The sequence below is a fragment of the Candidatus Electronema sp. JM genome (genome assembly GCF_048287415.1).
Lineage (GTDB): Bacteria > Desulfobacterota > Desulfobulbia > Desulfobulbales > Desulfobulbaceae > Electronema.
The window spans coordinates 14,875-41,756 of record NZ_JBLWEN010000035.1; the positions used below are offsets into that span (position 1 = coordinate 14,875).

Genomic DNA, 26,882 nt, shown 5'->3' on the forward strand with positions numbered 1-26,882 from the left:
AAGGATGGAGCATAAAAGCGCAATTGTCATCGCCATGTTTGGCACCACAGTTGAGTCGGCCTTGCAAGGGCTGCTCAACATCTGGAGGAAAATGACGGCCCGCTACCCGGAAACGCCGGTGCGGATCGCCTTCACCTCGAACATCATTCGCAAAAAATGGCGCAAGCGGGCAGCAGATGCCGCCTACCGCCAGGCCCATCCTGAAATTCCCGCAGAAATTTTCGAGGTCAGAACAGTGCTGGCGACCATCGCCGATCTGCAAGATCAAGGATTTGACGATATAGTTCTCCAGCCGACGCACATCGCAATGGGCGAGGAATATCTTGATCTCGGCACCTATGTGGACGGACTGCTGCGGATGGGAACCGTCAAGAAAGCGAAATACAAGCCGTTTCACAAAGTCGTCTTAGGACGGCCCGCGCTCGGCACCTTCGGCATCGCCCATCCCTACGGCGACGACATTCTGGCGGTCGCCGCCGCCTTGGCCGCAGATGCGGAACTGGCCCGCTCGGCGGAAGCCGCGTTGGTGTATATGGGCCACGGCAATGAGCATTTTCCCTCGGCAGGTGCCTACGTTGAACTGGCGCACCGGATGCGCCAGCTTTATCCCGGCCTGCTGACCGTGATCGGCAATGTGGAAGGTTTTCCTGTGCTGGCCGATGTGGCCGAGGAGCTGCAACGCTTCGGCGTGCGCAAGGTGCTGCTCAAGCCATTCATGATCGTCGCCGGTGATCATTCGGTCAACGACATGGCTGGGCCGGAAGAAGACTCGTGGAAAAATGTGCTGGAGAGAAAAGGCTTCGAGGTGCTGACCGCCGAACGCGGCTTGGGCGAAATTGATGCCTTTGCCGAGCTGTTCGTCCGCAATGCAGGCGAAGCCGCCGCTGATGCGGGCATCACATTGCGGTGATACGTTTCCTTGCAGCGGATATTCTCGCAAACAGCTCGTTCAGGTTGGCGTTAAGCAGCACAACTTGCTGCTTAACCAGCACCATGTCGTTACGAAAATTAACTTCAGATTCATGTTTTGCTTCTGTATTCATGACTGAACCCCGCATCATACAGCCTTGATGCCGCAGTCTCCTCATCCGACAAGGCCTGCCCGACCACTATCATCGCTGTCTTGCGGATGCCCGCCGCCTGCGCCTTCCCGGCAATATCCGCCAACGTGCCCCGGACAACGCGCTGCTCCGGCCACGAAGCCTTCTCCACCACTGCCGCCGGTGTTTCCGGCGGACAGCCGCCCGCCATCAGCTCGGCGGCCACTTGCTCCATCATGCCTGCGGAGAGAAAAATGCACATCGAGGCCCGGACTGCCGCCAGCCTGCGCAGCGATTCCGCTTCCGGCACGGCTGTGCGCCCGCCGATGCGGGTGAAAATCACGGTCTGCGTGATCTCCGGCACAGTCAGTTCCGCCTTGAGCGCGGCGGCGGCGGCAAAGGCCGAGCTGACTCCCGGCACCACCTCATAGCCAATGCCTTCGAGGTCAAGCCGCTGCATTTGCTCGCGGATGGCCCCGTACAAGGCCGGATCGCCGGTGTGCAGGCGCACCGCTTTTTTCCCGCCCCGCTGCGCCGCAATCAGCACGGCCAGCACCTCGTCCAGCGTCATGCCAGCGGAATCATGAATCTCCGCCTGCACGCCTGCCAGCAAGGCCGGATTGACCAAACTGCCCGCATAGACTATCACATCCGCCTCATCCAACAGACGGCGGCCTTTGAGGGTGAGCAGCTCCGGGTCGCCTGGCCCTGCTCCAAGGAAAATCACAGGATGTGTCATGATGCTGTCTTGCTGATCAGTTGTTTTTTCCGCACCAGCATGGTCGAGAAGTAGTGCAGCTCGCGGCCCGCTGCGGCGCGGATGTCGTAATGAATGCGCTGCTCGTCCATGCTGCCGCGCTCGACAATCACCGCCTTGTCGGTCAGGCCCAGCTCATCAAGCAAAGGGATGAGGCGCGGGAGCTGGCGGAAGATTTTCATCAGCACCACCGCGTCTGACTGCATGAGGATGTCGCGCAGCCGCCCGTCGTCAAAGGCCGCTGGCACCACAGTCAACACGTCGTCGCCAAGCCCAAGCGGGCTGATGACCTGCGCCGAGCAGGCGGACATGGCCGTGATGCCCGGCACCACCGTCACTGGCAGATCGGGCTGTAGCTCGCGCAGGGTGTGGAGCAGATAAAAGCCGGTGGAGTACAGGCCGGGGTCGCCGAGCGTGGGAAAGGCCACGTCGCGGCCCTGATCAAGCTGGGCAAGGACGGTCTCCGCCGCCTGCCGCCAGCTCTGCGCCGCTTCCTGATCCGGCTCGCAGCCAAGGCGGATTTTCTTCATCGAGAAGCACAGCTCCAAGATGGTCTTGCCTTCAGGGCTGACCATTGCCGCCGCGATCTGCAAGGCGCTGCTGCTGTTCTCCCGCGCCTTGGGCGCAGCCCAGACGCTGGTCTGCGTCAGTATCCGCATAGCCTTGCAGGTGAGCAGCTCCGGGTCGCCGGGACCGATGCCGACCAAGTAGAGGCGGCCTGTCTGAGGTGGTGTCATGTCAATAATTCGGTTTCAAAAAGCTCTATCAAGTGGATGATACCCATAACCGTTCCGGGCACCGCATCTGTTTCACTGGCAATATGGATATGATGCGGAAAATTTGCCAGTTGAGGAAAATGAGGGGCATTGTCCCAGCGTTTGATGAGCTTTGTTCTTGCGGGGTCCATCCATTGATGGCGATATTCTATCGTTGAGCATCCGTTATTTTCTGTAAGAAAATACTCGGACACTTCAAGAAAATCTCCATTGGCAAGAGTCAGGCGGGCGCGGAAATAACCTCGATTGCTTAAAGCGCGTTCGGCAATAATGGTGATGGAGCAGACAGCATCCGAGATGATGAGCTTGGCCTTTATTTTCTCAAGGCATTCTTGCGCGGTCATTGCAAGGGAAGAGCAGAAAATTTGGCCAGCCTTTCCTGAACAGAGCGGCACATGTCATACGTCGCGCTCCATTCAAAAAAATCTGCATCGTCGCCAAGCACTCCATTCTGAAAACGCTCGTAGAATAACTCAGAGGGCATATGGTGCCGTTCTTCAAATAATCGTAGAATTTCTTGCTGCTCCAGCAGCTCGCGCTGCGCCTTATCCCGTTCCAGCTCGATCAATTTATCAAGAACCCGATCAGCGAAATCAGAATGATAATTCATCTGATAAACTTCTTGCAGGATATGTATCCTGCTCAGTGTTTCCGTCTGCGCCGCCATAGTCAGCCTCTTTATCCCTCATTTCCCTTTCAGCAAAAATTGATACATCGCAGGCAGCCAAGGCGCGGATGAGCTGCCGTTCCATTCGCAGATGTAAGGCAAAGTGATGTCTTTGAAACAGCCCGGCCCGCCGTGATCATCCCAAGTGCCGCCAGGGTAAATTTGCAAATAGTCCTGCCCGCCACAGCCGTCGTTCGGCTCGCCGGCAGACCAGTTGGCGTAATTCCATGTTTCACCAGTTATCCACTTCCATGCTCCTTCCTGAACCTCGTCTGTCGCGCCGAGCCACGCATTCGCGCCTTTGGAGGTGACGTATTTCTGCTCCTCCGGGCTGGTGACAGTGGCCAAATAGCCGCCCAAAGCGGCGCAGGCGGTCTTGGCTTCGCTCCACGTCAGCGGCGAACTGAACCGCTGGTAGGAATGACCGTTGGCCGGGTTCACCGTTTTGGCTGTGTCGGACATCGCCTCATACGCCCCGATGTCCGGCAGAATGCCGATGGGCCGGGCGAAGCCGTCGAAATCAAGCGGCACGGAGTTTTCCGCAGAGCCTTTGTTGATTGCAGGGCTGTCCTGCGTCAGATGGAAGTCTGAATCGGCGTTCAGGCCGGGAGCTGCAAGCAAAGGGTCTTGGGAGATGTTGTTGCCTGCATTGGAACCGATGGTGCCGTTGTCTTCAATGCCCCAGCCGCCGTAGTTGAGATTGTTGCCATAAACAACTTTCTGCGAGAGATCAGCACCAATTACGTCTGACCAATAGGGGTATGTTTTTATTGACAATGTATGAGTATATTCAGCAACAGCAATGTTGTTGAATATACTCATGTCTGGCCCTTCCGCAGCAATTTCTCCGAACATGTTGCAATCTTGGCTGCCACCGCAGCTATCGCGCAATCCTTTGCTTCGCATGTTGCCATACGCCGTGTTGTGGAGGATGTCAACATGAGCTGCGCCGCCCGCAAGAATGCCCCGTCCGCCGTTGCCGTAGGTCAGATTGTTCATGATAAGTGTCCGATGAGGATAAAGAACATTTTGATATTTCTGTTCCTGACCACTTGGCTGGCTACACGCGAAATCATCAAGAGCTATTCCATTTCCGTCAGGAGGATAATTTGGCAGCGAAGGCCATCCCGGAGCAAAACAGGCAGGAGTTGGTGGCAGTTTATTCTCATTGCCATAGCTGCGGTTGTTTGCGATGACAATTCTGTAGTCAGTGCCGTTCACTGTGGTTGCTCCGAAGTTGATGCCGCTGTCATGTGGCTGGTAGATATGGATTCCGCTCGGACCTCCGCATGACCAGTAGTTATTGTTTCTGACAATGTTGTTTTCTATGGTCAGATAATCAGTCCACATGCTGGAAATTCCACCACCAGGACAGTCATGCACATTGCAATTGCGTATGATAATGTGATGTGAATATGTAGTTTCCCAGTCTGTAGAATAAATACCGGTGCCATTCCTGTAGTCACCCTCCATAATATCTTCGGGTGACACTTCAAAACCGTCAATAATAATATACGATCCTTCGATATGAATTCCGTTTGTTGGAGGTCGGAAACGAATGTGGGGACGATGACCTGGATACGCCTTGAATGTTGTCCAGTATGGTTTACCTTGCAGCCTTGCTGTTTCACCATCCTGCATGAGCATTGCGACTTGCGTCTTGTCTCCGCACTGTGGATCTGGGTAATTGCCGCCCTTAACTAACACCGTGTCGCCGGGTTTCGCCACCCAGCCAGCATAACAAAGCGTTTTATACGGAGTTGCCTCGTTCTGCGCCTGCGCCTTGGTATAATCGTCGCTCGCCGCTGGGTTTTCGCCGTCAACATAATACGTGGCTGCCTGCGCGGAAGCAGCCATAACAGACAGCATCATCGCCAAAACAAAACTGATTTTCGCCATTGCCGTAGGTCTCCTCTTGTTGTCTTCCTGATGATGCCGGGTCATTTCTTCCCGGTGATGATCGTGATCGGATTCAGGCGCAGGCCGGATGGCTGCCCGTCCTCGTCAAAGTCCTTCAGCTCCCGCGTCACCGCGATGGTGCGGGAATCAGCCTCCAAACCGTTGGCGGTCATCAGCAGCGGTGCCTGCTCCGCCGTGTTTTGCAGCACCGCGCTGACTGCCAGCCTGCCGCCTTTGATCAGCCGCTGGGCGCAAGGGGCAATGATTTCCGCCAAAAGCCCCCGGCTGCCGCCAATGAATATCCGGTCTGGATCGGGCAGGTCGCGCAAAGCCTCCGGGGCTTGGCCGCGCACCAGCGTGATGTTGTAAAGGCCGTAGCGGGCGATGTTGGCGCGGATGTTGCGCCAGCCTTCCTCTTTCTGCTCAATGACATAAATGGCCAGCTCCGGGCAGAGCCGGGCCGCTTCAATGGAGACCGAACCAGAGCCGCCGCCCACATCCCAGAACACCCCGCTGCTTGGCAGACGCAGCCGATGCAGAATCACCGCCCGCACCTCATCCTTGGTGATCAGGCCGCGCGAGTGCTTGATTTCATCCTCCTGCAAACCGAAGACGCAGTCCGCGCCAGCCTCGTTTTCGTCGTCAGCCGGGCCTGCCGAGGCGTGCTCAATCAGCATCAGATTGAGATCAGCGAATTTCGCCTGCGCTGTCTCTTCAAGGCTGCCCTGCCAAAGCCGTTCTTCCGGCAGGCCGAGATTCTCCGCCACCCGGATATTCAATCCTTGAATGCGGTCGGTGTCGCCGTGCTCCTTCAGCAGTGCGAGCAGATCGGCGGCGATGCGGTCCGGGCTGTGACGGTGGTCGGTGAAGAGCATCACTCTGGGCTGACTCAAAACTTTGCCTGCCAGCAGGCCCGGCGCACGGCCATGCAGGCTGATCAGCGTCAAATCGTCCCACGGCAGTTTGAAACGGGCGCAGGCAAGCTGGACAGCGGAAATGGCGGGAACAATCTCCACCCGCTCCGGGCCGAAGCGCTCCAGCAGCGTTCGCCCGATGCCGAAGAAAAGCGGATCGCCGGAAGCCAGCACCGCCACGTCGTTGTTCTGAAGGGAGACAGCCGCCTCAAAAATCATCTCCTCCACCGGCGTGATGGCGATGCGGCGGATGTCCAGCCCGGCCAGCAGCTCATGGTGCCGCTGCGAGGCCGCAACCGCGCTGCACTGCTCGATCCGCTGCCGATGCTCCGGCTCCAGCCTGCCGCCGCTGATGCCGAAGAGCAGTATCTTAAAGGTGGTCAGCAATCCCGTTCTCCCTGTTCACGTGAGCGTGTCAGAAAACTCAACGGGACAGTATAGAGGAAGAGCGCGATTTTGTCATTAAGTTCTGGCGATACAGACGCAAGTGAGCGGGAGGAAAAACGGGCTGCGCTGCCGCAATGATGGTTTTGGCGGCGGAAAAGGCGGGAACAGAAAAAAACAGCAGCCGCAGCAGGGAGGAGAGAGTTTCTGCTGCGGCTGCCAAACTGCTGGGGGCTTTGTTACTGATTTTCTGTGTCGGAGCAAAAACGGCAGCGTTGCCAATCCACCTCATAGGTGATGCCGGAAACAAGGCGCACCACGCCGCGCTGACAATCGCCGATGCCTGAGCAGGCTTGAGGAACATGCCGCGTCGTCCGGCTGCCTGGCTTGATCTGAACTTGGACATGCCTGTTGGCGGCGGCGCATCTGTAAGAGGCTTGACTGACCGTGCGTTGCGTGTTCATCGGGTGCCGTTCCTTTTCCTGGGTGTTTGAGGTGCGCCGGAGGAAGCAGAGGACAGCCGCCTGTTCAGCTCAGGAGAGAGATGGGCTGAACAGGCGGCGACCGGGCTGTCAGAGGAGGAGAGAGCCGAGCTTCGTCTGTCTCTGCCATCAAACCATATTCGGGCTGCCCGTTCAATGAGGCGGAAAGCTCATTTTTCTGGGCGGGACACGGGCAGCTGTCACCGGGCTGCCCGTCTTCTCTGCGCCATCAGCGAATAAATGCCGACTATACCCCAGCGGACGAAAAAATGCAGGAAGGTCTGCGGGCTGAAGCGGCCTGCGTCCGCCCGCGCCACCTCGTATTCCTCACGGAACTGAGTTGCGAAGTGCTGGCCGCTGATGGACTGCTCATGCCAGCGGAAGGCGGCCAGCGGTGCGCCCGGCACCTGCGCCGCCCCGCCGTTCCGCCACAGCCGGAGAATGAATTCATAATCCCAAGCTGCGGTCATGTCTTCCCGCAGCGGCCCGGCCTGCGCAAAAGCTGCTCTGCGGAAAAACAGCGCGGGCTGGGAGAGATAATTGATGCACTGATAGGTGAAGCGGGAGGAGAAGGGGTAGAAAAATTCTTTGCAGCGGGTGATGCCGGAACGAATTTCTTGGCCCTGCGCATCAAGGATCGGGCAGCTTCCGAAGCAGATTGCCGCCTCCGGCCTGTGCTCCAGCACCTCCCGTATCCGCCGCAACGTGCCGGGATAATACAGGTCATCGGCATTCAGCCACGCCAGCGCCTCGCCGCTCGCCGCCGCCAGCCCCTTGTTGATGGCATTGGCCGGGCCGCTGTCCCGTTCCACAATAATTCTGGCGATTTTGTCCGCATATTTTGCCAGAATCTCATGCGAGCAGTCAGTGCTGCCGCCATCCACCACGATATATTCCAGCGCAACAGCATCATCCGCTTGGCTGATGACGCTGCGCACGGTTTCCTCAAGAAACCTGCCGCCGTTGTAATTTGGGGTGATAATTGAAAAAAGCATTGAGCTATGCTGTCAAGAGGGCCTCATTGCTCCGCATCCAAACTTTGGATGCACATCCAAAGGAATTCCCGCCGTTCGTTCCACCTCAATACAGCCGCCGGAACGCCGAAGCCTTGAACACGGCCACGACCTCGCTGCCGGGGTGAAGCTCCATCTCCTCCACTGACTGCGGCACAATCTCGGCGATCAGCGTGCCGCCGCCGCAGTCCAGCTCAATGCCGGTCAGCCACTCTGTCTCATACATCCGCCGCACGGTGCAGGCGAGCATGTTGCGCGCGCTGGTCGCCTCCGGGTGCTTCTTGAAGAGCACGATGTCTCGCGCGCCAAGGGCGAACTGCCCGGCTGCCGCGCTGCCGCTCTTGAGCAGCATCAGCCGCGTCTTGCCCCAGCGATACGACAGTAGCTTGCCTAAATCCTCTGGCTCGTCCAACTGAAGCAGGTTGATGTAGCCGCGTTCTCCGCCGCCAAGACTGCGGCTGCGGGCCAGCTCCTCAGTCGTCATCTGCCGCGCCGCCTGGCCGCGCTCCAGCACCAGTGCCTCGTCCGTCATCAGGCGCAGTTCCTCCAAGCTGTGGCTGATGAAGAGCATGGGAATGGAAAATTCGGCGAAGACTTGGCGCAGGTAAGGAATGATCTGATATTTGAGCTGACCATCCAGCCCGGAGAGCGGCTCGTCGAGCAGAATAAGCTGCGGGCAGGCGAGCACCGTCCGTCCCAGCGCGACCCGCTGCTTTTCGCCGCCGGAGAGCCGGGTCACGCTGCGGTCGAGTAGCTCTTCAATCTTGAGGACGCGCACGAGCTGGTCAAAGTCAATGCTCCGCTGCTGCGCAGGCAGGCGGCTGAGGCCGTAGAGCAGGTTCTTGCGCACGCTCAGATGCGGGAAGAGGCAGGCGTTCTGGAAGACCACGCCGATCCGCCGCTGCTCCGGCGGCAGGCTGATTTTGCCCGCCTTGTCAAACAGCGTCTGCCCGTTCAGGCGGATGAAGCCGCTGTCCGGCTCCAGCAGCCCGGCGAGCATGTGCATCAGCGTTGACTTGCCGCTGCCCGACGGCCCGAAGACTCCGCATTTCGCCGAGCGCAGCGTGAACGCCGCCCGGACGCTGAATTCGCCGAAGCGTTTCTCGACATTGACTTCAAGCAGCATAATTGTCAATACCCTTCCTGCTCCTCTTTCGTTTTACTCAAGCAGACTTTGTCCAAACATACCTCCCTTCTGGTGGTTCAGATTGCTGAAAATTTAGAGAGACTACATTGGTAATGCTTGTTAGTTCCAGCGAAATTCCATCAATGGTGCAACCGAAGTCTATTTTGTCTGAAGACTGGTATCCTGAAAGATGCTCACGAATTTCTCCTACGGTTATCCTGTGAAGGTGTTCAGGGGTTGATCCGTGATCTTCATCAATTTCAGATAGTTCAATAAGTAAAACATCTTTACCGTAACGCTTAAAGCGTTCAAATATGAGGGGGCAATGGCTGTAAGTTGACGAACCGAAAGTAACCTCAGTTTCTGGCGCGTAACCACTGAGTTTCTCGGTGAATTCTCCAACTGTAATAAGTTCATAGGAAGACATTTCATTCTCTCGGTTGGTTTTAGTCTATCATTGGATTAAGGGGGGATACAACATACCATATAGTCAATTACTTGGTTATCTGCGGTTGCAGCACTCAATCAAACTTCACCTTCGGCGTTTGCTGCTCGCCTTCCGGCAGATTAAAATACTGCGCTGCCTCCACTCCGGCCAGCGCGGCGGCAAAACGCCCAACCACAGTGCGGCGGTAGGTATTGACCGCCTGCACAGCGTTATTGTACCGCATCCGCTCCACGGCAATCCGGTTTTCCGTGCCCTCCAAGCTGTCCATCAGCTTCAGGTACGACTGATTGGCCTTCAAGTCAGGATACGTTTCTTGCAGCATGAGCAGCCGGGACAAGGCGTTTTCCAATCCGCCTGCTGCTGCGGCCTTTTCCTGCATTGAGCTGGCCTGAAAATAGCTGGTGCGGGCCTTGGCCAAATTCTCGAAAATCTCCTTCTCGTGCTTCGCATAACCTTTGACCGTCTCGACAAGGTTGGGAATCAAATCAAACCGCCGCTTGAGCTGATTTTCCACCTGCGCCCAACGGCTATGCACTTCCTCATCCATCGCAACCATTTTGTTGTAGTGGTCAGCACCCCAGAGAACCATAGCTGTCTCCTCTGATTTTTTCGCTGCGCCGTTTTGCACTTCTCCTTTGGTGTTCATGGCGGTAATTAAAGCTGCAACACCGTTGAGGCCACCAAGAACAGCAGCTATTGCTGTGATGACGATAGCGAGTATCTCCAAAAATGATTTCTTTCTGTCTTCATCGGCCATCTTCGATATCTCCTTCCGTTATACCAATAACTAGTAATTTTAAAAATTATTTATATAATTTTTACTTTTATACTGTCAAACTAAATTTGATAATTTTTTGCAAGAACAGCAAGCACTTCCTTGGTTGCCGCAGCAATGCCCTCGCCATATTTTCCCTCTTTGAAAAACGGCACCAGCTTTTCTCTGCCGATGCTGCCGAGCAGGCTGTCCGGCAGCACACTCTCCAAGCCGTAGCCGGTTTCAAAGCGGTATTTCCGCTCCTTCAGCGCGACGGTGAGCAGCAGGCCGTTGTCCTTGCCTTTCTGCCCCAGCTTCCACTGCCCGAAGGTATGAAGCGAAACCGCTTCGATGGTTTCTCCATCCAGCGAGCTGACGGTGAGAACAACTATCTGCGCAGTCGTCTTCGTTTCCAGCTCGCGCAGCGCGGAGACAAGCTGCGCCTCCAAGGCAGGCTCAATAATATTGGCGAGATCAATAACCCGCTCAGGCGGGCTGGACGGCACCGGCGGCGTTGCTGCCCGCAGCATGGCTGGAACCATCATCAGCAGAAACAACGCCGCGCATCTCAAACCGGATCGCAGAACCATGATTTCCTCCCTTGGCAAGTGCCTTTGTGTCATGATGCGCTCAATACTACAGCGGCAGAGCAAGGACAGCAAGAGGAAAGGAACTGGAAAAAAATCGGCGGAGTGGGCTATCTCCGGGCAAGGCTGCGGTTGGCCGCCTCGCCGATCAGCAGGACGGCGAAGGACAAGGCGACTGAGACGAGGCAGAGGCGCAGGGCCATGCTGTCGCCGCCCGGCGAGCTGGTGTAGTCGTAGATGGCCAGCGGGATGGTGCGGGTGATGCCGGGGATGTTGCCCGCGAGAACGATGGTCGCGCCGAACTCGCCGAGACTGCGGGCGAACATCAGGGTCATGCCCGCCAAGACCGCCCTGCCGCAGAGCGGGACTGTGACCGTGAAGAGCGTGTCCCACCAGCCCGCGCCGAGCGTCCGCGCCGCCTGCATGTACTGCCGGTCTATGCTCTCCATGCCGACGCGGATCGCCCGCACCAGCAGCGGAAAGCCGACCACTGCTGAGGCGATGACCGCGCCGCGCAGGGTGAAAATGATGCGGATGTCGAAGATGCCGAGCAGGCTGCCCAGCCAGCCGTTGCGGCCAAAGAGCAGGAGGAGGAAATAGCCGGTCACGACTGGCGGCAGCACCAGCGGCAGGTTGATCAGGCCCTCCAAGACTGCCTTGCCGCGCAGGTTGGTCAGGGCGAGGATGTAGGCGGCGGCAAAGCCTGCGGGCAGCGAAAGCAGCGTGGCCGCAGCGGCCACTTGCAGGGAGAGCTTGACCGCGAGGAGGTCGTCAGGGGAGAGAGGGAACATGGTGTTTGCTATCTGATTTTAGAAGGATGCGCGAAAAAATAATTGCTATACCTCTTGCATAACGCAGCAGGGACGAAAAATTTTTCGCTCCTGCATCAAGCAGATGTTTGATGCGACCACTCTCATCCCGCCCTGTTTCGCCCTGTGCAGGAGACAAAAACATCTTCCAGATTGGGCCGGACAAGGGACATGCTGTCCTGCGGCCCTGCGCAGGGCTGACGGGCAAGGAAGTCCAGCGGCTCGGCCACGGCGTTGCGCACCAGCACCCGCAGGCGTGCGCCAAGCTGGGCCGCTGCCAGCACTTCCGGCAGTTTGAGCAGCTCCTGCTTGAGCTGGCGCAGATTGTTTGAGGCGATCTCCACTACATGCGCGCCCATCTGCCGCATCAGTTCATCTGGCGGCCCTTCCGCCCGCTTAATGCCGTTTTCCAGAATTGCGAGACAATGGCAGCGTTCGGCCTCGTCCATGTAGTGCGTGGACACGAGGATGCTGGTGCCTTCGTGGCTGAGATCAAAGAGCTGCTCCCAGAACTCGCGGCGGTTCTCCGGGTCAACAGCCGAGGTCGGCTCATCGAGAAAAAGCAGGTCAGGCTTGTGCAGCACCGCTGCGGCCAGACTGAGCCGCTGCCGCTGGCCGCCGCTCATCCGTCCAGCCATCTGCTTGCGCCGGTCTTCGAGCTTGTACACCGCCAGCAGCTCCTCGATGCGCCGCTTCTGCGCCCGGCCTGACAAGCCATAAATGCGGGCGATGAACTGAAGGTTCTCCTGCACGGTCAGGTCATCGTAGAGCGAGAACTTCTGGGTCATGTAGCCGATGCGCAGGCGCAGCAGCTCGGCATCTTGGGGCAAGTCCGAGTCCAGCACCCGCACACTGCCGGAACTGGGCGCGAGCAGGCCAGTCAACATGCGGATGGCGGTGGTCTTGCCGCTTCCGTTCGGGCCAAGGAAGCCGTATATCTGCCCTTTCTGGATTTCCAAATCCAAGTCCTGCACGGCCTTCAGGCTGCCGAAATTGCGGCAAAGCTGCTCCGCCTTGATGACCGGCCCGCTCATGGCAGATCAACTTGGGCAGGCACGCCGACAGGCAGCTGCGCCTGACTCTCCGGCAGCTGCACTTCGGCAAGGAACATCAGACGGGCGCGTTCTGTCTGGTTGAGAGCATAATATGGACTGAAGGCGGGTTCAGTGCTAATCCAGCGCACTTGGCCAGTGATTGGCACGTCCAAGCCGTCCACATGCACGGTCAACTTGTCGCCGGTTTTAATCTTGGCCCGGTACGGCTCTGGCACATAAACGCGGGCATACGGCGCGTTGCCCGCCAGCACCACGGCGAGCGGCGTTCCGGCGGCAGGCCGCTCACCTGCCTGCCACGGCAGCTCGTCAAGGATGCCGTCCGCCGCCGCGACGATGCGCAGATCAGCCAGCCGTTTCCGCTCCATCGCCAGCACAGAGGCTGCTGCCTCCAGCTTGGCGGTCGCTGCCCGCAAGTCCTCCTCGCGGCTGCCCTTGAGCAGCAGGCGCAGTTCCTCCTGCACGGCTTGCAGATTGGCGCGGGCCACATCACGCGCTGCCAACGCTTTGTCCAAATCACCCTTGCTGGTGATGTTCTGCCGCACCAAGCCGCTCAAGCGTTCGTGCTGCACTTCGCTCTCCGCCAGCACAGCCTGAGCCGCCGTCACCTTGGCCTTGGCCGCCGCAATCTCCTCCGCCTGCGCCCCGTTGCGCAGCTTGTCGAGACTGGCGGCAGCTTGCGCCAAATCCGCCGCCGCCTTGCTGACCTGCGCCTTTTGCAGGGTGTCGTCCAAGCGCACCAGCAAAGTGCCTTTTTTCACCATGCTGCCCTGCGGCACAGGCTGCTCGGCAATCATCTCGCTGACAGCGGCGGCGTGAGCGACGCGGTCGCGCTCCAAGGTGCCAAGGGCGGCATTCTGCCGGGGGGAATCACAGGAAGCGAGAAGGAGCAGGACGAGGATGCAGCGTGAAAAAAACTTTGTAATCATAAAAGACTAAGCCTTGCAGCATTCTGCTGCCGCTCTTGCGGCAGATATTGTCTATCTAACGGACAGGCAGCTAACTAAGAATACCTTTTATTTATGATAATATGCTACATATTTCGTTCTGCAGTCACGGTCGTTCTTTGCAAGCACGTTCGCTTGTGCTGCTGTTCTAGCCAACGCGGTATAAAACATAGCGGTTTCGTGGTGCATGTATCCTGAAATTCGTAACATACGACATAAATTTACTTTTTCAGTTTCAGTCAATCGGGAGAATTTCTTTATGGCGACAGCGGGTGAAGCTGTGTAAGATGGCAGAAAACAACATCATAGGAGGAAAACAATGCGCCTGATCAGTCTGTCCATCCCTTTCACTGCTTTCTTCTTGCTGGCGGTTGCAGCGCAGGTGAACGCGGAAGACCTTTCGTTCCGCAACACGAAAAACGGAATGCTCTGTATAGAACAATGCGGAAAAACAGAAGGAAATCCGCATGATGTTCCGAAATATTTCTGCTATGACAAGAAGAACGATTCCCATGATATCGTTCCCGGTGCGGAGTGGGAGGAGATCAAAGCAGAAAAAGTCTGCTTCCAGCATCAAGACGGCAGAATATGGACTTGCTATGAACTCAGCAAGATGAACGGTGGCGGCAAGAAAAGCTATGCCTGCGTTGACAAGAAAAGGAATCAGTTTCCTTTCACGCCGGGAAAAGATTGGAAGATATTATCTGGCAGTGACAACATCTGGTGACTGATGACATTGTATCAAACGACGAATGAGTGCTGATAATTGTAGAAAAAAACGTGCTATCCCTGACTGGGAATACCGAATTTGAAACTGCAAGAACATCTTCGATGTTTAAAATTATCCGTTTAAAACGTGAAATGGTTTATTCAATGTTTGAACGCGCTGCGTTTGAAGCCGCGAATGAGACGTTTGAAGTGCAAAACGCCTCGTTTTATGCTTGCAGTGAGGCGTTAGAAACGTGAACTATGTGTTTAGTGCTTCTGGATAGGCCTTGATGTGTGCGTTTAAAGCGTTGAATACCTTATTTATGATTCAAATAAGATATTGGAAATGTGAAGCTTGGTGCTTGAAGCCAAGCTACGAGGGAAAGTTAGTTTCACGGATATAAGAAGAGACGAAGGGTGTTACTGATGATGTATTTCATTACACTTGTCGCCAACAGGCTATCTTTGATAGGATGAGATGTAGTATTGTTGACGAAAAAATGCCATCAGAAAAATGACTTAAGAGATGATATCAGCGAACGAAGACAACAGTGAGTCGATCACGTTGGATATAGGGAAGTTGCCGTGCAGGTATGAAAAACGTGGCAGTAAGTACTCAGGGATATGTATGATGCTCATCGCTGTCGTCTTTGGTGGCCAGCCGACTCTCTTGTTAATAAAATCCATCCTTAATAACGGAGATATCAATTTTGAGACGTTCGTGTTTACAGTAATTATCACTTATCTCTTTCTACAGGGCCTTAATCAGTTCTTCACGCGCACAGTAACGGAGTTCGACGGCAACAGATTCTATTATCGGCACAAATCGCTCTTTGGCAGCAAGGCATGGGATGAGCCTCTGTCCAAGTATAAAGGGGTCTTAGCGCGCAGTGAATACCACTCAGGCAGCAAAAACTGTTCATCTTATACCCTCTATATCGTCGAGCTGCTGCATCCTGATAAGCAACGCCGGATCAGACTGTATCAGAGCCGTTGGTCGTGCAGCCATCGCGCAATCTGGAAAGCATACAGCCGTCAGCTCGCACTGCCTGCTCTATGGCAGGATGCGGAAAAAGAAGAATATACGCAGTACGATACCAAGGACCTCGGTAAGTCTGTGCGTGAACTTGCGGCTGAAGGCAAGTTAGATATCTCATTCAATCCTGTAGCGACTGTGCCTGAGAGCCTGCAACTTAACATCCAAGGCGACCAATTGGAAGTCGAGATATCCAATTTTAAGATACCGCTTAAAATGCTGCCACTCGCGATACTGATGCCCTTAGGCCTCCCTGCCATTTTTATTTGGATCGGAGGTTACGTTACCATTGTCGGCGTACTTATTGTCGCATTCTTTGCAGGGGCACTTATCTGGGCATCAATTACGACAACCTTAGTGCGGATCAAGCGGGAAGGTCTTCACATTCTAAGCCGCACTCCTTGGGGAGAAACGCAGGGAAAACGTATTCGTGCTGATACCATTGAGAATGTGCGTGTTGGCAAGACACGAGAAGATATGACAGGCCAAAGTCAGATTTCGCGTGCCGTTGTAGTAGAGACGGCTGCTGGCGACTACACCATCGGACAGGATATTGATGAGGACGCTCTGGAGTGGCTGAAGAACTGCATTCTCAGCGTCGTGGCTAAGTAGAGACTGCGTCTGCCGCCAACAACGGGCTGCACGGCACCGAGCTGGTTTCGCTCTCCGCCTGCAACACCGGCAAAGGCGTGCTGGATTACTCCGAAGGCGTGTACGGCTTAGTCCGCGCCTTCCGCACCGCCGGAGCCAAGAACGTGCTGATGACGCTCACGCCGGTCGGCGATGTGTCGTCGCGGCAATTCATGGAAACTTTCTACGACAAGTGGCTGAGTTCAGAAAAAAATATCAGCCCGGCGGAGGCCCTGCATCAAACCCGCTTGCAATTCATCCGCGACAAAAAGCCGGTGCAGGATTGGGCGCCGTATGTGCTGGTGGGGAAGTGACCGCCTGAGGGCGTAAGTAAGGGCGAAAAATTTTCGTCGTTACTTGCATAGGAGTTACGCTGATAGATTGCAACAAGTTGAATTTTTTGTTTCAACTGCGTAACTTCTAAAAAAGGTAAAATACAAAGAGGAATTACCATACCATGCACGCTGTCATTGAGCAGACACTTGCCGGAGCACGCCTCAGCGGGGCAGATTTTCTCCGTCTCGCAGCGGAGGCTGACCTCCACCAGCTCGGCTTTCTTGCCGACGCAGTGCGGAAAAGGCTCCACCCGGAGCGCGTCGTCACCTACGTGATTGACCGCAACATCAACTACACCGACATCTGCGTTTCCGCCTGCAAGTTCTGCGCCTTCTTCAAGGCGCCGGACGACCCGCAGGGCTATGTCCTCAGCAAGGAGGAGCTGCTCCAGAAGATCAGGGAGACGCAGGAGCTGGGCGGCACGCAGATACTCCTGCAAGGCGGGCTGCATCCGAGTTTGCCGCTGGATTTCTACGAGGACATGCTGCGGACAATGAAGGCGACCGGCATCCACATTCACGGTTTTTCGCCGCCGGAGATATGCCACTTCAGCCAGCTCTCCGGCCTGCCGACGCGGACGGTGCTGGAGCGGCTGATGGCGGCAGGGCTGGACTCCATGCCCGGCGGCGGCGCGGAAATCCTTGCCGACCGGGTGCGGCGGCAAATCGCGCCGCGCAAGTGCTCGGCAGATGAATGGATTGCAGTGATGGAGGAGGCGCACCATCTGGGAATGCGCACCACCGCGACGATGATGTTCGGCCACATCGAAACCTGGGAGGAGCGGCTGGAGCATCTGGAGCGGCTGCGCAGCCTGCAAGACCGCACCGGCGGCTTCACCGCTTTCATCCCCTGGCCGTTCCAGCCGGACAACACCGCGCTGGCCGATGTCGAGAAAACGTCCGGCTACGCTTACCTGCGGATGCTTGCGCTCTGCCGCATCTACTTGGACAACTTCGCCAACATCCAGGCTTCTTGGGTGACGCAGGGGCCGAAAATCGCGCAGGTCTCGCTCTTCTTCGGGGCGAATGACTTCGGCTCGACCATGATTGAGGAAAATGTGGTCGCCGCTGCCGGAGTCAGCTTCCGCCTCTCCGAGCAGGAGATCAGGCGGCTGATCAGCGATGCTGGGTTCACGCCGCAGCAGCGGCTGATGGATTACCAGCCTGCCAGCAGAATGCCATGACTTTTCTCAGAGTTGCTCTGCGCCGGGAGCAATGCTGCTTCTGCCAATTTTGCCGGTATGGCTGTACACCGCAGTCGTGCCGTCCTCGGAAATCACCCAAACTTCCTGCGCCCCTTTGGCTAAATAAAGATCAACCTTGCCCCTGATCTCCGCCTTGGCATTGGAGGGAGAGACGATCTCAATGCAAAGTTCCGGGGCCTTGGGATACGGCGTTTCATAAGCGAACTGGCTGATGAACGCATCTGATGCCCAGACCACATCCGCCACTTTCACGCCGTCTAATGTCAGAATGGAGCATTCGGTGATGACTTCGCCGCCGGGCTGCTTGTTGATCAAATTGGCGGCCATGCGCCCTTGAATGCGCCCGTGCCGGTTGGATGCCGGACTCATCAAGATGGAGCCAAAGCGGTTCAGCTCGATCTTGAAGGGCAGATTCTGAAGCAGAGGATTGCTGAGAACTTCAGCCCATTCCATGAGAATTCTCCACGGTTGATTTGCCTGTCATGCCTCCATTGTAGCATGACAGGCTTCCGACTGCTCGCATTCATTGCCCCCGCAACCCGACCTCAGTCATTTTTTCTGTTTGACAGCCTGTTCGGCATTGAATAAAATTTGACCAAGGTCAAATTTGACCAAGACCGTTATTTTTAATTTTATGAAGGAACTTATGTCTGGATTGCGGGAACAGAAGAAAAAGCAGAATAGAGCCGCCATCATGGAGGCGGCCTTCGTTCTTTTTGGCGAACGCGGCTATGAAAACACCAGCGTTGCCGATTTGGCCGCAACTGCTGGCATCGGCAAAGGCACCGTGTATTCGTATTTCCGCTCTAAGGGAGAGATATTGCTGGCCTTCTGCGAGGATGAGCTGACTTGTCTTCACTTGGAGCTGCAACGCACTGTTCCGACGGATGCGCCGCTGGAAGAGAAGCTGCTGCATATTTTCATGTATGAGTTCCGCTATGTGACCAAAAACAAGGGATTTGGCCGCACCTTGATGCGGGAGCTGATTTTTCCCAAAGAACTGACCACAGAAAAATCGCGCCAAATTGAGGAGCAGTTCATCCAGTTTTTTGTCATTATGTTCACTGAGGCGCAGGAACGTGGTCAGCTTCGGCGCGATATTGACCTGACCTTGACCTGCGGCCATTTCTATGCCCTTTACCTGATGTCCCTGTCTGCGTGGTATTCGGGCCGCCTGCCGGGCGAAGAGGATGTCCGTGCCGCCTTGCAGGTGATGTTCCGCCAAGCCTTGAGCGGGTTGCAGCCGCAGAAATCTTCATCAAATCAGCCATGACGCATCATCATCCTGAACCGAAAACCATGCGGGGCAAGATTGTCTGGTTTTTTCTCAGCAGCCTGCCGGGCCTGATCGTTATCCTGCTGATGACAGGTGCTGTCTTCCTTATCGGCCAGAAGGTTTCGGCAAAAAAGGAGCAGATTGCCGCCGAGCTGAAAGCCGCTGCCAAGACCGAAACTCCGCCGGTCAATGTGGTCACACTCCAGCTCCAGCCCAGCGTGCTGCGCGACAAAATCAGTCTGCCCGGTGCGGTCGAGGCATGGGACAGCCTCCAGCTCATGCCCAAGGTCGGCGGCAGCATTGAGGACGTGCTGGTCAAAGAAGGTGATTCGGTGCAGAAAGGCCAGCTTGTCGCCAAGATAGATGCCAAAGACTACCAAATAGCCTTGGCCTCGGCGCAGGCGGCCTACGAGCTGGCCAAGGCCAATCTGGCCCGGAATGAAAATCTGCGCAGCAAAGGCATTTCCACGCAGGCCAATTTGGAAGAACAGCAGAACCAAGTGCGGCAGACCAAGGCGGCTTTAGACGATGCCGAACTGAAACTCTCGCGTTGCCAGATCACCGCGCCAATGGCTGGACTGATCAACCGTTTGGACGCGAAAGTCGGCCTGATGACCGGCACCTTGATGCCGACCGCATTAGCTGAAATCATCGCCATAGATCAGGTCAAAGCGGTGGTGGCGGTGCCGGAGGCGGATGTGGCGGCAGTGCGCAAATTGAACAAGGTCGAGGTGGAAATTCAAGCCCTTGGCAGTGAAAAGATGACCGCACCGGTGCATTATCTTGCCGCCGCGCCGTCTTCGCAGGCCCGCGCCTACCGCTTGGAGCTGCGGCTCGACAATCCCGGCCACCGTATTCTGCCGGGCATGTTTCTCCGCGCCAATATTGTCAAAAACGAGCAGGCACAGGCTCTGGCGGTGCCGCTGTTTTCGGTTATTTCCCGTAACAACGAGCAGTTCGTCTATGTGGAAAAAAACGGCGCGGCTCAACGCAGAAACGTGCGCACCGGCTTCCTTGAAGACTGGCAGGTGCTGATCACCGAAGGACTGAAAGCTGGCGACAAGGTGATCATTGAGGGGCACCGCAGCGTGGAGGACGGCCAAGCCGTGAAAGTGGTCAAGGCGGTGGACAGCCTCAATGGACTGGTGCTGTGAGCATGGCTGCCGCAGAGATAGCAAGAAAAATCAATTTCATCTGAATTCATGAGAATTATCGCTCCATCCTTCCAAATTCTTGATCAGTTTGACCAGCAGAACCTCGCTGTCCGCATCGAATACTGCGGGCGCATCTGCTACAAGAGCGAAGACCGCATCACGCAGGAATCGGCCCTGCCCTTTGTTGAGAAAATGGCCGAGCATGGCCACAATTCGGTGTTGGAGATGGGCGTGGTCACGCTCGAACTGTGCGCGGATCACAAAGCGCTTGCTGATCTTTTTCTGCGCCAGCCGAAATATCTGCACATCAGCCGCGAAGAAAACCTCCTGCTGATCACTGCCAGCATCCGCGCCTGGCGGGAACTACTGGTTAATCACCCAGACTGTACGCTTGTTCATGCGGCCTGCGCCTTCCTGCACGAGCGGCATCCGTATTTTTTCAGCACGCTGCTGCCGGAAGGCGGGTTGAAGACTGTGCCGGGCATCAGTGTGCGCAAAGTGCCGCTGGCGGAAGTCGAGCGGCTGCCTGCGGACAAGCTGGCCAAGCACCGGCACATTGCGGTGAAGTTCATCGTCAACCGGGCGGTGACGCATGAGCTGGTGCGTCACCGCCCATGCAGCTTTCTTCAGGAATCACAGCGCTATTGCCGCTACAGCGAGGACAAGTTCGGCAGCGAGGTGACGTTTATCAAACCGATGTTTTGGCCGGAAGAGAGCGAAGAATATGCGGTCTGGCAGCAGGCGATGGAGGAGACGGAGCGGCTGTATTTCAAGCTGCTGGAAACCTCAACTGCGCAGGCCGCCCGCACCGTGCTGCCCAATTCCTGCAAGACCGAGATCATTGTTTATGCCAACTTGGAGGAATGGCGGCACATCTTTAAGCTGCGCTGCTCCAAGGCGGCGGAGCCGTCCATGCGCGAGGTGATGGTGCCGCTGCGGGAGGAGTTTGCACGGCGGTTTCCGGCAGTGTTCGCATTCTCTTGACAAAACACCGCCGCCGTTCTACGCTGGCATGAGTTGCGCAACCTATTCCTCCTCCCTTTTCAGCGACCATGAACAACCAGCCTGCTCATGACATAAAAAAAGTTATCTCTTGGGCCTTGTACGACTGGGCCAACTCCGCGTTCGCCACCACGGTGATGGCCGGTTTTTTCCCGGTTTTTTTCAAGAAGTATTGGAGCGCGGGCAGTGCTGTGGAAAGCACCTTCCGGCTGGGCGCGGCGAATTCTGTCGCCAGCTTGGTCATCGTCGCCGCTGCGCCGGTGCTGGGGGCAATCGCTGACCGAGGCAGCGCGAAGAAACGTTTTCTCCTCTTTTTCTCCTTTCTCGGCATCCTGATGACCGGCGGCCTGTACTTTGTCAGCAAAGGCGACTGGATGACCGCAGCCTGCCTCTACGTCCTTGGCACCATCGGCTTCTCCGGCGGCAATATTTTCTATGATGCGCTTCTTGTCTCGGTTGCCGGGCCGAAAAAGGTGGATTTCGTTTCCGCCCTCGGTTTTTCCCTTGGCTATTTAGGCGGCGGACTCCTCTTTGCCTTCAATGTCTTCATGACCTTGAAACCACAGCTTTTCGGTCTTGCCAATGCTGCCGAGGCCGTGCGCTGGTCGTATCTGACCGTGGCGGTGTGGTGGCTGCTTTTTTCGCTGCCGATCATGCTTGTTGTCACTGAACAGCAGGAGGAAAACAGCGGGCGGCTCACTCTGAAAACCGCAGCCGAGGGCTTCCTGCAGCTCAAGCAGACTTTCGTTGAAATCCGCAAACTGAAGGTGGTTGTCCTCTTTTTGCTCGGCTACTGGCTGTATATTGACGCGCTGGACACCATAGTCCGCATGGCGGTTGATTACGGCTTGGCGATCGGTTTTAAGACGGACGGCCTGATGATTGCCCTGCTGATCACTCAGTTTGTCGGCTTTCCAGCAGCCATTGCTTTTGGCAGAATTGGCGAGAAGCTCGGCGCGAAAACCGGCATTTTGATCGGCATCGGGGTGTATTTGGTGATCACCGTCTGGGCATATTTCATGCGCCAGCAGACAGAATTCTACATTCTGGCAGTTGGCATCGGCCTTGTGCAAGGCGGTGTGCAATCTCTCAGCCGCTCCCTCTACACCCGCATCATCCCGCAGAACAAATCTGCCGAGTTCTTCGGCTTCTACAACATGCTCGGCAAATTTGCCGCTGTCATCGGCCCGCTGCTGATGGGCTGGGTCGGTGTGATTTCAGGCGACCCGCGCATGGGCATCCTTTCCCTTGTTTTGCTCTTTGTGGCAGGCGCAGTGCTGCTTTCCCGTGTGGATGTGAATGAAGGGATGCGCATGGCACGGGAGATGGAGCAGTAGGCTTCTCGGTCAGATCATTATGCACGAGTTAACAAGACAATGACCGAAAAACGAACCGATTATCTCTCATGGGATGAGTATTTCATGGCCGTGGCTCTGCTCTCCGGGCTGCGCTCCAAGGACCCGAACACTCAAGTCGGGGCCTGCGTGGCCAGCGCGGCCAACAAAATCATCGGCGTGGGCTACAACGGCTTTCCTTGGGGCTGTTCGGACGACGAGCTGCCCTGGAGCCGCGAAGGCAGCTACTTGGACACCAAATATCCCTATGTCTGCCACGCCGAGCTGAACGCGGTGCTCAACTCCACTGTGCGCGACCTGCACGGCTGCCGCATCTATGTGGCCCTCTTCCCCTGCAACGAATGCGGCAAGGTGATCATCCAGTCCGGCATCCGCGAAATCATTTATCTTTCGGATAAATATCAGGATACTGACTCTGTCAAAGCGGCAAAAATCATGTTTGCAAAAGCTGAGGTGCGGTGCAGGCAGTTCGTGCCGGAGCGGGACTCGCTGCTTATCCCGTTTTGTTGAACAGACGGTCAACAAGATTAGACCTCTTGCATAAGCAGTAGGGGCGAAAAATTTTTCGCCCCTACATCAAGTACATGCTTGATGCAGCCACTTAACGCAGGGCAGTTACGCAAGAGGTCTATTGCTGTCCACCGGAATGCGCTCGTCAGCCAGATTATTGTCCCGACGAGGGCAAACTGCTGGATTGCCGGTCAGCTCCGGCAAAATAGCGGCAGCCTATGCCGCTGCGCCGCATCTCAATGAAAAACCGCTTTCTTTTTTATCTTGCCAGACAGCGGCGGAACCTATATTATTTGTAGAATAAAAGCTGACGGCTCGTTCCGTTTGAACGATGGCGGCGCGAGAAAAAAAGAACAGAACAGGAGAGTTAGAAGATGAAGACGAAAATGCTGCTGCAAACTGCGGCCTTGCTGCTTTTATCGGCGGGCGTTGTGTATGCAGGAGGCCCCAAGCACGGCAAAAAACACTGGACCTGCAATGATTGCTCCGCAGAGTGCTTAAAAAATCCTTACGCCAAAGGCTGCCCGGATATTTGCAAGTCGCCGGAATGCCAAATGTCCTGCGATAAGTGCACCCCAGAATGCAAGCAGCATCCTGGTGCGCCAGGCTGCCCGGAAATATGCAAAGAACTGAAATGCCAGACCTGCACTGACTGCACCCCAGAGTGCAAAAAGAATCCTGCTGATGCGACCTGCCCGGATATTTGCAAGGACATCAAATGCTTCACCTGCGAGGACTGTTCGGCAGACTGCATTATCAATCCGCAGGGCCAAGGCTGCCCAGCGGTCTGCGCTGATCTGAATTGCAATATCTGCGACAAATTCCCTAAAGACTGCCCGGCAGACTGCAAAGACACTCCGAACGATCCGCAAAAATGTCGGCCTGAGTGCAAGAACGTTCCTGAGAAGTGCCTGCTGCCGAAGGAAGAGCCGAAAGTCATTGAGGAGGAGAAGCCGGAAGCACCAGTCCGTTTTGTCGCTGATCTCGGCTATTTCAAGCAAACAGATCCCGCCGATTATGTCTTCGGGCGTTTTGGCGCGGAATGGAGTCCTTTTGCCCCAGGCAGCCAGTTTGAGAACATCTCTTTCTTGGGCATGATCGGCGTTGCGCCGCAGGTCAAAGGGGATGACGGCGATGACGCGCTGCTGCTGGATGTTTTTGCCAACTACAACTGGAAGGCTGGTGATGTCAATGGCTGGTTCGGTTTAGGTCTCGGCGGCTGGATCACCTCCGGCGATGTGGAGGACGATTCCGGTGATTCAGACCTTGACCTGATTGCCAATGCGGGCGCACGGGTGTATGGCGATCCAAAGGCCTTCAACGTTTCCCTCTTCTTGGAAGTGCGGAGCGCGGTTGACGAATTTGACGGTTTGGCCGAGTACGGACGTTTCGGTGCCGGCATCCGCTGCAAGTTCTGATTCGCGCCTTAGACAAGGCCGTTTCGCAGAAAGGCGCAGGGCTTTGGCCCGCGCCTTTTTTTCATCCATTTTTTGATCAGCATGGAAGAACGTCTGCAAAAAATTCTCGCCCGCGCCGGTCTTTGCTCGCGCCGCCGGGCCGAGCAGCTCATCGCCGAGGGCCGGGTGACGGTGAATGGCCAGATCATCACCGAACTTGGCATGAAAGCGGACGCGGAGCAGGCAGTCATCACAGTTGACGGGCTGCCGCTCCGCCCGAAAGAAGAGCGCATTGCTGTTCTGCTGCACAAACCCTGCGGCTATGTCACCACCTTGTCCGACCCGCAAGGCCGTCCGATTGTCAGCGACCTCCTGCCGCCGGAGATCAGGACGCGGCTTTTTCCTGTTGGCCGCCTTGATTTAGACAGCGAGGGCGCACTGCTGCTGACCAATGACGGCGAGCTGGCCAACCGGATTCTGCACCCAAAATTTGAAGTGCGGAAAACCTATGAAGCCACAGTGCGCGGCCTGCCAGATGCAAGCAGCCTGCGGCGGCTGGAAGAGGGAATCGTCATCGACGGGCAGAAAACGTGGCCTGCGCAGGCCCGTGTGCTCCGCCGCGAGCCAAGCCGGACGGTGGTCGAAATCATTATTCATGAGGGCAGAAAACGGCAGGTGCGCAAGATGTTTCAGGCCCTCGGCCATCCAGTGCTGCGCCTGAAACGGACAGCCTACGGCAGCCTGCGGCTGGGCAATCTGCGGTCAGGCCAGTGCCGTTTTTTAGGAGAAAATGATATTGCAAATATATTTTCCTGAATCGTCCTGAAAACCCCTTTACAATCAGAACGATACCTGCAATAATAGGATTGATGCAATGAACAGTTGCCCGGTATGGCGGGTGCAACCAGAGAAGACCGGTCGGCCTGCGCGGCCCAGTTCCGGGAAAAAGAGAGCTGACAGATGAACAAATCAGAACTGATTGAAACCTTGGCCGAAAAAGTCAACTTGCCGGTGCGCGAGACCGCTGCGGTTGCCAAAACCATCATTGACACCATGAGCGAAGCTCTGGTCAAGGGTGATTCCATTGAAATCCGGGGATTTGGGAGCTTCACCGTGAAAAAATACGGTTCCTACACCGGCCGCAATCCCAAATCCGGGGAAAAGATTGATGTCGCGCCGAAGAAGCTGCCCTTCTTCAAAGTGGGAAAAGACCTGCGCGAGCGGGTTGATGCTGCCGCAGAGCTTGCCCAGCAGCAGTAAGGTCGGTGGCGCGAGCGGGTCTTAGCTGCTGATTCCGCCCACCAGATCGTAGATATGAGCCTCGGCGATACGGACGTTGACAATGTCGCCGGGGCTGGCTGTTCCTTCGTTGATATAGACGCAGCCGTCAATTTCCGGTGCCTGAAAGCGCGTCCTTCCTTCCAGCAGCAGATCGGTCTCTTGGCTCAGACCTTCCACCAGCACGTCCACTTCTTTGCCCACATAACGTTGCAGCCGTTCTTGGCTGACTGCGGCCTGCAATTCCATCACCCGGTCAAAACGCTTCTGCTTTTCCTCGTCAGGCACTTTGGGCAGCAAGTCCGCCGCCGCAGAACCGTCTTCATCCTCATACGGGAACACGCCGACATGATCAAGCTGCCAGCGTTGGAGACAATCCAGCAGTTCCTTCACATCCGCCTCGGTTTCTCCAGGAAAACCAACCATCAGTGTGGTGCGCAGGGCGCAATCCGGGACTGCGCTGCGGATGCGGCTAATGAGTTGTTCCAAATCTTCCAGCCCGTACCGGCGGTTCATCCGCCGCAGCACACTGCTGCTGACATGCTGAAAGGGAATATCGAGATAGGGTGCAATACGGGGCTGGGCAGCCATCAGCTCCAGCAGCTCGTCTGTGACTGAGGCTGGATACAGATAGAGCAGCCGCAGCCACGGAATGCTGGTTTCCGCCAGCAGCAGGCGGAGCAGCGCGGGCAAATCCGTGCCCAAATCGCTGCCGTATGCAGTCAAATCTTGGGCAATCAAGGACAGCTCCTTCACCCCGGCCTGCTCCAAAGCGCGGGCTTCAGCAGCAAGGTCAGCCGCAGGCCGACTGCGCAAATCGCCCCGAATAGACGGAATCATGCAGTAGGTGCAGCGGTTGTTACAGCCATCAGTGATTTTCAGCCAGCTGCGGAAGGGTGGTGTGGAGAGACGGCGGGGCATCGCGCTGTTCAGCAGCGAACGGCACGGCTGCCGCAGCACCAGTCCGCCGTTGCCGGGCAACACGTTAAGCAGCTCAGGCAGCCGCTGCTGATCGTCAATGCCGACAAAAAGATCAACTTCCGGCAGCTCGGCCTGCAAATCTTTTCCGTAACGCTGGACAAGACAGCCGGTCACAACTAATTTTTTGGCCGGATCAGCCTGCTTGTATTCAGCCAGCCGGAGGATTTCATCAACGGCTTCCTCCACTGCCGGACGGATGAAACCGCAGGTGTTGACCAAGAGCAGCTCCGCTGCCGCCGGTTCCTCAACCGCCTGCCAGCCGCTGAGTTCGAGGCTGCCCAGCATCATCTCGGAATCAACCAGATTTTTTGCGCAGCCAAGGCTGGTCAGATGGAGTGTTTTCATTATGGCGGATGAGCC

Annotated in this window: 32 protein-coding genes and 1 pseudogene; 14 read left to right on the forward strand and 19 right to left on the reverse strand. The window is 56.3% G+C overall.

Translation table 11 applies throughout. The features are described from left to right. Positions 1-4 precede the first annotated feature (4 nt). The gene (locus ACNKH6_RS07090) at positions 5-910 is read left to right on the forward strand and encodes a sirohydrochlorin cobaltochelatase (RefSeq protein WP_417914854.1); all 906 of its coding nucleotides are present in this window, start codon (positions 5-7) and stop codon (positions 908-910) included. On the opposite strand, the gene ACNKH6_RS07095 is transcribed toward ACNKH6_RS07090, so the two are convergent. The 17 genes and pseudogenes from ACNKH6_RS07095 to ACNKH6_RS07175 all read right to left on the reverse strand — a co-directional run bounded on the left by ACNKH6_RS07095 (position 897) and on the right by ACNKH6_RS07175 (position 13,637). After that, the gene (locus tag ACNKH6_RS07095; protein ID WP_417914855.1) at positions 897-1,043 is read right to left on the reverse strand and encodes a hypothetical protein; all 147 of its coding nucleotides are present in this window, start codon (positions 1,041-1,043) and stop codon (positions 897-899) included. The genes ACNKH6_RS07090 and ACNKH6_RS07095 overlap by 14 nt on opposite strands. Further along, entirely contained in the window at positions 1,021-1,779 is a 759-nt protein-coding gene (gene cobM, locus ACNKH6_RS07100) for a precorrin-4 C(11)-methyltransferase (protein ID WP_417914856.1), read from the reverse strand. The genes ACNKH6_RS07095 and cobM overlap by 23 nt, the downstream gene beginning before the upstream one ends. Then, positions 1,776-2,534 carry a precorrin-2 C(20)-methyltransferase gene (gene cobI / locus ACNKH6_RS07105; protein ID WP_417914857.1) on the reverse strand — a complete coding sequence of 253 codons (759 nt, stop codon included), beginning with the start codon at positions 2,532-2,534 and terminating at the stop codon, positions 1,776-1,778. Before cobI ends, cobM begins: the two co-directional genes overlap by 4 nt. Further along, positions 2,531-2,917: a toxin-antitoxin system TumE family protein gene (locus ACNKH6_RS07110; RefSeq protein ID WP_417914858.1), complete on the reverse strand. Its 387-nt coding sequence runs from the start codon at positions 2,915-2,917 to the stop codon at positions 2,531-2,533. Before ACNKH6_RS07110 ends, cobI begins: the two co-directional genes overlap by 4 nt. After that, complete coding sequence (locus ACNKH6_RS07115) at positions 2,914-3,141, reverse strand: hypothetical protein (protein ID WP_417914859.1); 228 nt, start codon at positions 3,139-3,141, stop codon at positions 2,914-2,916. The genes ACNKH6_RS07110 and ACNKH6_RS07115 overlap by 4 nt, the downstream gene beginning before the upstream one ends. A gap of 117 nt (positions 3,142-3,258) precedes the next feature. Next, the gene (locus ACNKH6_RS07120) at positions 3,259-4,239 is read right to left on the reverse strand and encodes a lectin-like protein (RefSeq protein WP_417914941.1); all 981 of its coding nucleotides are present in this window, start codon (positions 4,237-4,239) and stop codon (positions 3,259-3,261) included. A 189-nt stretch (positions 4,240-4,428) separates the two neighbouring features. Beyond that, positions 4,429-5,184, reverse strand: a pseudogene (locus ACNKH6_RS07125) (right-handed parallel beta-helix repeat-containing protein); the annotation flags it as partial. Further along, entirely contained in the window at positions 5,181-6,440 is a 1,260-nt protein-coding gene (gene cbiE, locus ACNKH6_RS07130) for a precorrin-6y C5,15-methyltransferase (decarboxylating) subunit CbiE (RefSeq protein ID WP_417914860.1), read from the reverse strand. The gene cbiE and the pseudogene ACNKH6_RS07125, both read right to left, overlap by 4 nt. Before the next feature lie 236 nt (positions 6,441-6,676). Continuing rightward, a complete protein-coding gene (locus tag ACNKH6_RS07135) occupies positions 6,677-6,901 on the reverse strand; it encodes a hypothetical protein (protein WP_417914861.1) in 225 nt (74 codons plus the stop codon). A 218-nt stretch (positions 6,902-7,119) separates the two neighbouring features. Next, positions 7,120-7,914, reverse strand: a complete 795-nt coding sequence (locus ACNKH6_RS07140; RefSeq protein WP_417914862.1) for a glycosyltransferase family 2 protein — start codon at positions 7,912-7,914, stop codon at positions 7,120-7,122. Positions 7,915-7,999: 85 nt separating this feature from the next. After that, on the reverse strand, positions 8,000-9,058 hold the full coding sequence (modC, locus tag ACNKH6_RS07145; protein ID WP_417914863.1) for a molybdenum ABC transporter ATP-binding protein: 1,059 nt from the start codon (positions 9,056-9,058) through the stop codon (positions 8,000-8,002). 37 nt (positions 9,059-9,095) lie between these two features. Then, complete coding sequence (locus tag ACNKH6_RS07150; protein ID WP_417914864.1) at positions 9,096-9,485, reverse strand: hypothetical protein; 390 nt, start codon at positions 9,483-9,485, stop codon at positions 9,096-9,098. Between the two features lie 94 nt (positions 9,486-9,579). Continuing rightward, positions 9,580-10,263 (reverse strand): LemA family protein, encoded by a 684-nt coding sequence (locus tag ACNKH6_RS07155; protein ID WP_417914865.1) that lies wholly within the window; start codon positions 10,261-10,263, stop codon positions 9,580-9,582. Positions 10,264-10,343: 80 nt separating this feature from the next. After that, entirely contained in the window at positions 10,344-10,850 is a 507-nt protein-coding gene (locus ACNKH6_RS07160; protein WP_417914866.1) for a TPM domain-containing protein, read from the reverse strand. Between the two features lie 107 nt (positions 10,851-10,957). After that, positions 10,958-11,638, reverse strand: a complete 681-nt coding sequence (gene modB, locus ACNKH6_RS07165; protein ID WP_417914867.1) for a molybdate ABC transporter permease subunit — start codon at positions 11,636-11,638, stop codon at positions 10,958-10,960. 122 nt (positions 11,639-11,760) lie between these two features. After that, entirely contained in the window at positions 11,761-12,690 is a 930-nt protein-coding gene (locus ACNKH6_RS07170; protein ID WP_417914868.1) for an ATP-binding cassette domain-containing protein, read from the reverse strand. Continuing rightward, positions 12,687-13,637, reverse strand: a complete 951-nt coding sequence (locus ACNKH6_RS07175) for an HlyD family secretion protein (RefSeq protein WP_417914869.1) — start codon at positions 13,635-13,637, stop codon at positions 12,687-12,689. The genes ACNKH6_RS07170 and ACNKH6_RS07175 overlap by 4 nt, the downstream gene beginning before the upstream one ends. Before the next feature lie 337 nt (positions 13,638-13,974). On the opposite strand from ACNKH6_RS07175, the gene ACNKH6_RS07180 reads away from it, so the two are divergent. The 5 genes from ACNKH6_RS07180 to mqnC all read left to right on the forward strand — a co-directional run bounded on the left by ACNKH6_RS07180 (position 13,975) and on the right by mqnC (position 17,548). Beyond that, positions 13,975-14,382, forward strand: coding sequence for a hypothetical protein (locus tag ACNKH6_RS07180; RefSeq protein ID WP_417914870.1), 408 nt, complete (start codon positions 13,975-13,977; stop codon positions 14,380-14,382). A gap of 104 nt (positions 14,383-14,486) precedes the next feature. Continuing rightward, positions 14,487-14,621, forward strand: a complete 135-nt coding sequence (locus tag ACNKH6_RS07185) for a hypothetical protein (RefSeq protein ID WP_417914871.1) — start codon at positions 14,487-14,489, stop codon at positions 14,619-14,621. A 370-nt stretch (positions 14,622-14,991) separates the two neighbouring features. Then, positions 14,992-16,011 (forward strand): hypothetical protein, encoded by a 1,020-nt coding sequence (locus ACNKH6_RS07190; RefSeq protein ID WP_417914872.1) that lies wholly within the window; start codon positions 14,992-14,994, stop codon positions 16,009-16,011. 26 nt (positions 16,012-16,037) lie between these two features. Continuing rightward, a complete protein-coding gene (locus ACNKH6_RS07195; protein WP_417914942.1) occupies positions 16,038-16,343 on the forward strand; it encodes a CHAT domain-containing protein in 306 nt (101 codons plus the stop codon). Positions 16,344-16,486: 143 nt separating this feature from the next. Continuing rightward, positions 16,487-17,548 (forward strand): cyclic dehypoxanthinyl futalosine synthase, encoded by a 1,062-nt coding sequence (gene mqnC / locus ACNKH6_RS07200; protein WP_417914873.1) that lies wholly within the window; start codon positions 16,487-16,489, stop codon positions 17,546-17,548. A 6-nt stretch (positions 17,549-17,554) separates the two neighbouring features. Here mqnC and ACNKH6_RS07205 read toward each other — a convergent pair whose 3' ends face one another. Further along, on the reverse strand, positions 17,555-18,022 hold the full coding sequence (locus ACNKH6_RS07205) for a Uma2 family endonuclease (protein ID WP_417914874.1): 468 nt from the start codon (positions 18,020-18,022) through the stop codon (positions 17,555-17,557). A 193-nt stretch (positions 18,023-18,215) separates the two neighbouring features. On the opposite strand from ACNKH6_RS07205, the gene ACNKH6_RS07210 reads away from it, so the two are divergent. The 8 genes from ACNKH6_RS07210 (at position 18,216) to ACNKH6_RS07245 (ending at position 25,523) form a co-directional block, all read left to right on the forward strand. Beyond that, positions 18,216-18,842 (forward strand): TetR/AcrR family transcriptional regulator, encoded by a 627-nt coding sequence (locus ACNKH6_RS07210; protein WP_417914875.1) that lies wholly within the window; start codon positions 18,216-18,218, stop codon positions 18,840-18,842. Next, positions 18,839-19,999, forward strand: a complete 1,161-nt coding sequence (locus ACNKH6_RS07215; RefSeq protein ID WP_417914876.1) for an efflux RND transporter periplasmic adaptor subunit — start codon at positions 18,839-18,841, stop codon at positions 19,997-19,999. The genes ACNKH6_RS07210 and ACNKH6_RS07215 overlap by 4 nt, the downstream gene beginning before the upstream one ends. Before the next feature lie 48 nt (positions 20,000-20,047). After that, positions 20,048-20,983 (forward strand): FAD-dependent thymidylate synthase, encoded by a 936-nt coding sequence (locus tag ACNKH6_RS07220; RefSeq protein WP_417914877.1) that lies wholly within the window; start codon positions 20,048-20,050, stop codon positions 20,981-20,983. A gap of 68 nt (positions 20,984-21,051) precedes the next feature. Next, a complete protein-coding gene (locus ACNKH6_RS07225; RefSeq protein ID WP_417914878.1) occupies positions 21,052-22,338 on the forward strand; it encodes an MFS transporter in 1,287 nt (428 codons plus the stop codon). Between the two features lie 39 nt (positions 22,339-22,377). Then, positions 22,378-22,866 carry a deoxycytidylate deaminase gene (locus ACNKH6_RS07230; RefSeq protein ID WP_417914879.1) on the forward strand — a complete coding sequence of 163 codons (489 nt, stop codon included), beginning with the start codon at positions 22,378-22,380 and terminating at the stop codon, positions 22,864-22,866. Positions 22,867-23,240: 374 nt separating this feature from the next. Next, positions 23,241-24,284, forward strand: coding sequence for a hypothetical protein (locus ACNKH6_RS07235; protein ID WP_417914880.1), 1,044 nt, complete (start codon positions 23,241-23,243; stop codon positions 24,282-24,284). An 81-nt stretch (positions 24,285-24,365) separates the two neighbouring features. Next, entirely contained in the window at positions 24,366-25,079 is a 714-nt protein-coding gene (locus ACNKH6_RS07240; RefSeq protein WP_417914881.1) for a pseudouridine synthase, read from the forward strand. A gap of 144 nt (positions 25,080-25,223) precedes the next feature. Beyond that, positions 25,224-25,523 (forward strand): HU family DNA-binding protein, encoded by a 300-nt coding sequence (locus ACNKH6_RS07245; protein ID WP_417914882.1) that lies wholly within the window; start codon positions 25,224-25,226, stop codon positions 25,521-25,523. Positions 25,524-25,544: 21 nt separating this feature from the next. Here the strand turns inward: ACNKH6_RS07245 and rimO are convergent, their stop codons facing one another. Then, complete coding sequence (rimO, locus tag ACNKH6_RS07250; protein ID WP_417914883.1) at positions 25,545-26,867, reverse strand: 30S ribosomal protein S12 methylthiotransferase RimO; 1,323 nt, start codon at positions 26,865-26,867, stop codon at positions 25,545-25,547. Positions 26,868-26,882: the final 15 nt, after the last annotated feature.

Coding starts and splice junctions, on each gene's coding strand:
- ACNKH6_RS07090 (WP_417914854.1), top strand. CDS start 5: ATGGAGCATAAAAGCGCAATTGTCATCGCCATGTTTGGCACCACAGTT.
- ACNKH6_RS07095 (WP_417914855.1), bottom strand. CDS start 1,043: ATGAATACAGAAGCAAAACATGAATCTGAAGTTAATTTTCGTAACGAC.
- cobM (WP_417914856.1), bottom strand. CDS start 1,779: ATGACACATCCTGTGATTTTCCTTGGAGCAGGGCCAGGCGACCCGGAG.
- cobI (WP_417914857.1), bottom strand. CDS start 2,534: ATGACACCACCTCAGACAGGCCGCCTCTACTTGGTCGGCATCGGTCCC.
- ACNKH6_RS07110 (WP_417914858.1), bottom strand. CDS start 2,917: ATGACCGCGCAAGAATGCCTTGAGAAAATAAAGGCCAAGCTCATCATC.
- ACNKH6_RS07120 (WP_417914941.1), bottom strand. CDS start 4,239: ATGAACAATCTGACCTACGGCAACGGCGGACGGGGCATTCTTGCGGGC.
- ACNKH6_RS07135 (WP_417914861.1), bottom strand. CDS start 6,901: ATGAACACGCAACGCACGGTCAGTCAAGCCTCTTACAGATGCGCCGCC.
- ACNKH6_RS07140 (WP_417914862.1), bottom strand. CDS start 7,914: ATGCTTTTTTCAATTATCACCCCAAATTACAACGGCGGCAGGTTTCTT.
- modC (WP_417914863.1), bottom strand. CDS start 9,058: ATGCTGCTTGAAGTCAATGTCGAGAAACGCTTCGGCGAATTCAGCGTC.
- ACNKH6_RS07150 (WP_417914864.1), bottom strand. CDS start 9,485: ATGTCTTCCTATGAACTTATTACAGTTGGAGAATTCACCGAGAAACTC.
- ACNKH6_RS07155 (WP_417914865.1), bottom strand. CDS start 10,263: ATGGCCGATGAAGACAGAAAGAAATCATTTTTGGAGATACTCGCTATC.
- ACNKH6_RS07160 (WP_417914866.1), bottom strand. CDS start 10,850: ATGGTTCTGCGATCCGGTTTGAGATGCGCGGCGTTGTTTCTGCTGATG.
- modB (WP_417914867.1), bottom strand. CDS start 11,638: ATGTTCCCTCTCTCCCCTGACGACCTCCTCGCGGTCAAGCTCTCCCTG.
- ACNKH6_RS07170 (WP_417914868.1), bottom strand. CDS start 12,690: ATGAGCGGGCCGGTCATCAAGGCGGAGCAGCTTTGCCGCAATTTCGGC.
- ACNKH6_RS07175 (WP_417914869.1), bottom strand. CDS start 13,637: ATGATTACAAAGTTTTTTTCACGCTGCATCCTCGTCCTGCTCCTTCTC.
- ACNKH6_RS07180 (WP_417914870.1), top strand. CDS start 13,975: ATGCGCCTGATCAGTCTGTCCATCCCTTTCACTGCTTTCTTCTTGCTG.
- ACNKH6_RS07185 (WP_417914871.1), top strand. CDS start 14,487: ATGTTTAAAATTATCCGTTTAAAACGTGAAATGGTTTATTCAATGTTT.
- ACNKH6_RS07190 (WP_417914872.1), top strand. CDS start 14,992: ATGATGCTCATCGCTGTCGTCTTTGGTGGCCAGCCGACTCTCTTGTTA.
- mqnC (WP_417914873.1), top strand. CDS start 16,487: ATGCACGCTGTCATTGAGCAGACACTTGCCGGAGCACGCCTCAGCGGG.
- ACNKH6_RS07205 (WP_417914874.1), bottom strand. CDS start 18,022: ATGGAATGGGCTGAAGTTCTCAGCAATCCTCTGCTTCAGAATCTGCCC.
- ACNKH6_RS07210 (WP_417914875.1), top strand. CDS start 18,216: ATGTCTGGATTGCGGGAACAGAAGAAAAAGCAGAATAGAGCCGCCATC.
- ACNKH6_RS07215 (WP_417914876.1), top strand. CDS start 18,839: ATGACGCATCATCATCCTGAACCGAAAACCATGCGGGGCAAGATTGTC.
- ACNKH6_RS07220 (WP_417914877.1), top strand. CDS start 20,048: ATGAGAATTATCGCTCCATCCTTCCAAATTCTTGATCAGTTTGACCAG.
- ACNKH6_RS07225 (WP_417914878.1), top strand. CDS start 21,052: ATGAACAACCAGCCTGCTCATGACATAAAAAAAGTTATCTCTTGGGCC.
- ACNKH6_RS07230 (WP_417914879.1), top strand. CDS start 22,378: ATGACCGAAAAACGAACCGATTATCTCTCATGGGATGAGTATTTCATG.
- ACNKH6_RS07235 (WP_417914880.1), top strand. CDS start 23,241: ATGAAGACGAAAATGCTGCTGCAAACTGCGGCCTTGCTGCTTTTATCG.
- ACNKH6_RS07240 (WP_417914881.1), top strand. CDS start 24,366: ATGGAAGAACGTCTGCAAAAAATTCTCGCCCGCGCCGGTCTTTGCTCG.
- ACNKH6_RS07245 (WP_417914882.1), top strand. CDS start 25,224: ATGAACAAATCAGAACTGATTGAAACCTTGGCCGAAAAAGTCAACTTG.
- rimO (WP_417914883.1), bottom strand. CDS start 26,867: ATGAAAACACTCCATCTGACCAGCCTTGGCTGCGCAAAAAATCTGGTT.